Origin of the sequence: Thermogutta sp. (assembly GCF_039793925.1) — a bacterium.
Classification (GTDB): Bacteria; Planctomycetota; Planctomycetia; order Pirellulales; family Thermoguttaceae; genus Thermogutta.
This window is the reverse complement of record NZ_JBAMME010000275.1, coordinates 951-3944: the sequence shown is the minus strand read 5'-3', so window position 1 is coordinate 3944 and position 2994 is coordinate 951. Positions and strand designations below refer to the sequence as shown.

Genomic DNA, 2994 nt, shown 5'->3' with positions numbered 1-2994 from the left:
CGTGATGGCACGGACGGCTTCATCGTCCCTGTCCGTTCATCGGAGGTGATTGCAGAGAAAATCGATCTTCTCGCGAGCGACCGCGAGCTTTTGCAGTGGATGTCAGAAAACGCCCGCCAGCGAGCGCAGGAATATTCGCTGGACAAATATCGCCAACGCCTTGTGAAAGTGTTGTATAAGGCGATCGGCGCGAACGACAGTTAGGTCGATCACCCGCTAAAGCTGTCCGTGTGACGATGACTCGACTCATTCAATCGACAACAAGAAATATTTCATCGAAGCCACGTTTCGCTTGGCAACGGATCCTGCGCGACCCGTTTGCACTTCTAATTGCCTTTGCGTGTCTGGGGTTATTTCTGTGCAGCCTTCGCGAGATTGGGCAGTACTTCTATCCTTATCGGTGGCATTTCACCGTGGGGCTTGCAATAGGGCTTGTGGGAATGCTGGGCCGCGTGCCGGGCATAGTATATAGGCCAGAGCACCGTTGCCTGACCGCGTTCATACTTGTAGGTGCTCTGTCGGTGTTGATTTCACCAATGCCGGAATACAGCCTGGCACGATTGGCCAGCTTCCTGATCATGTACGTGGCGCTATTTATTGGAGGGTGGTCGTGGTTAAAACAGGGTCGAAATTATGAGCTTGTCGCAAAACTGCTTCTTCTCACAATCGTCCTTGGTGCGATGTGGAGTTTATATTTCCTCGTTCAAGAGCTTCCCGGTTTCATACCAGGCCAACGAGTGACTGGTGCTTTTGGGAAAGCTACCGGTACCGGCAGCTTTGCGGCTGCGGGACTGCCTCTCGTCCTCTGGAAAGTGCGGTGGTCTCAGGGACGCAGCCGGGTTTTCTTCCTGTTCGTACTGGGGGTCCTCCTTTACCTCCTCATTTTTTCCGGAGGGCGTGCAGCCATTATTGGCGGCCTGGCGGCCTTCATCGTGTGGACATGGAAACACTGGCGCTCCGGCCGACTCGCAATCTTTCTGACGGTGAGTGCCATAATGTTCCTTTTCGTTTCAGGTGTCCTGTCCCTTGATATGTTGCCGGACTACATCGTTCGCGAAGAGTCTTTACCTACCTTTACCGGGCGAATTCCCCGCTGGAAAGTCGGCCTACAACTCTTTATGGAAAGCCCCATCCTTGGCCACGGATACGGAATGACGCGCTATGTCAGAATGTATGAGGAGGGCGAACGCCTCACGGGCGTTATCGTGCCAGGCCAGGTGACGCTGTTGGATGTGATTCCCGGCTTTGGCACAGCACGATTGGGACGCATGACGCTTCACAGCGATCACGTCGAGCGGTTGATGGAAATGGGAATTCTCGGGTACGTACCGTTCGCCCTATTCTGGTTTTTTATCCTTCGAAGAATAGCCAGACTATTCTGGCTGCCTATAACATACGAGTCCTCGCTGGCGGTTGCTCTAGCGCTGAACGTCGCCTATGTTTTTCTCGATTCTTTTATGCATGGGGCCCTCTTCGCAATCAACGCTCCAGGTGTTTTGATTGCCTGGTTTGGTATTGCCACATTTATGGCAGCTACTGAGAAACTCCAGGTCTATCCTCGAGCCAATCTGTGCGTATCCTCCACGTCATCCACAGCGTCGATCCCCGTTCCGGCGGTCCTAGCCATTCGTTGAGGGGCTTGGTACAAGAGCAGGTGCGACGGGGCCATCAGGTGGCCATCCTCACCACCAATGCCCAGTCGGCAGAACCGTGGGCACCGGATTGGGAATTTCGACAGCGGATGCAGAGTGATCCCGCCTTTTCTGGTGCTGAACTATTCATTGCCCGCGGGTATGGCCGGTCGCGTCCCTTTGCCCGCTATACCTGGACTCCGGAGGCTTACCGATGGCTTCGACGTCGCTTGGTTGATCCGCTGCATCGGCCCGACGTCCTTCATATACATGGAGTTTTCAGCCACCTCACGACGTTTGCCCCGCGATTGGCCCGACGATTGCGTGTTCCCTACATCATGCGGCCTGCAGGGACGTTTGCCCCTCGATGTCTGGCCATGGGGCGAGCTTCCATAAAACGATGGTTCACGAAGCTTTTTGTGGCAAAGGACCTGCGACTTGCCGCCGCGGTTCAGGCGACAACGCCTGCAGAGGCGGTTGACCTCCGTGAGCAGTTCAAGCTGGAAAATGTTGTGGTCATTCCGCATGGTGTAACATTGATTGACGACCAAATAGGGACCGCGGCAGCTAGAGAAAGCTTGCGCATCCCGGAACAGGCCAAGGTTCTTCTTTTTCTCTCGCGCATCGCCCCTAAAAAGCGTCCCGAGTGGGTGATTCAGGCGATGCTCCGGCTCCTTCCCGAGTTTCCTGATCTGATGGCCGTCTTTGCCGGTCCTGACGCCGGGGCTGAAACGACGCTTTCCGCAGCCATTGCCACCAGCCATCTCAATGGTCGGGTGAAGCGGATGGGATTTGTGACGGGCGAGGACAAATCAATGCTCTTTGCGGCTGCCGATGTGTTGGCCTTACCATCGCAGTCCGAAAACTTCGGCGTCGTGGTAGTGGAAGCGATGGCCCATGGCCTCCCCGTGGTAGTGACCCCCGGTGTGGCCAGTCATATTTACGTAGACGCCTCGGGGTGCGGCTTGACCGTGGAAGATTCCCTCGATGGCCTGGTCGATGGGTTACGGAAAGTGCTCTTGGCCGATCGGGCGGAACTCGCTCGCTACGGTATGGCATATGTCCAACAACACTTGACCTGGCATTCTGTAGTAGAAAAGTTAGACACGGTGTACGACGAGGTGGCGCGATGCCGGAAACGGTAGCTGATCGCGAGACCAAACGCGACACAGAACACAGCGAAACCGAACCAAAGACGCTAGCCCTCTCGGTGATCATCCCGGTCCTCAACGAGGAGCAAAACATTGCAGCATGCCTGGAGAGCGTCCGCTTCGCCGACGAAGTGTTCGTCGTCGATTCGGGGAGTACAGACCGCACGGCTGCCATCGCGGAACAGATGGGTGCGAAGGTCGTTCAGTTTCGG

Annotated in this window: 3 protein-coding genes and 1 pseudogene; all 4 read left to right on the top strand. The window is 55.7% G+C overall.

The window, feature by feature from the left end:
- Positions 1-204: pseudogene (locus ABJK56_RS13990) on the top strand (hypothetical protein); the annotation flags it as partial.
- Positions 205-236: 32 nt separating this feature from the next.
- Positions 237-1634 (top strand): O-antigen ligase family protein, encoded by a 1398-nt coding sequence (locus ABJK56_RS13985; protein WP_347245284.1) that lies wholly within the window; start codon positions 237-239, stop codon positions 1632-1634.
- A 5-nt stretch (positions 1635-1639) separates the two neighbouring features.
- A complete protein-coding gene (locus ABJK56_RS13980; protein WP_347245283.1) occupies positions 1640-2776 on the top strand; it encodes a glycosyltransferase in 1137 nt (378 codons plus the stop codon).
- A partial coding sequence (locus tag ABJK56_RS13975; protein WP_347245282.1) for a glycosyltransferase occupies positions 2761-2994 on the top strand: 234 nt, incomplete at its 3' end. The genes ABJK56_RS13980 and ABJK56_RS13975, both read left to right, overlap by 16 nt.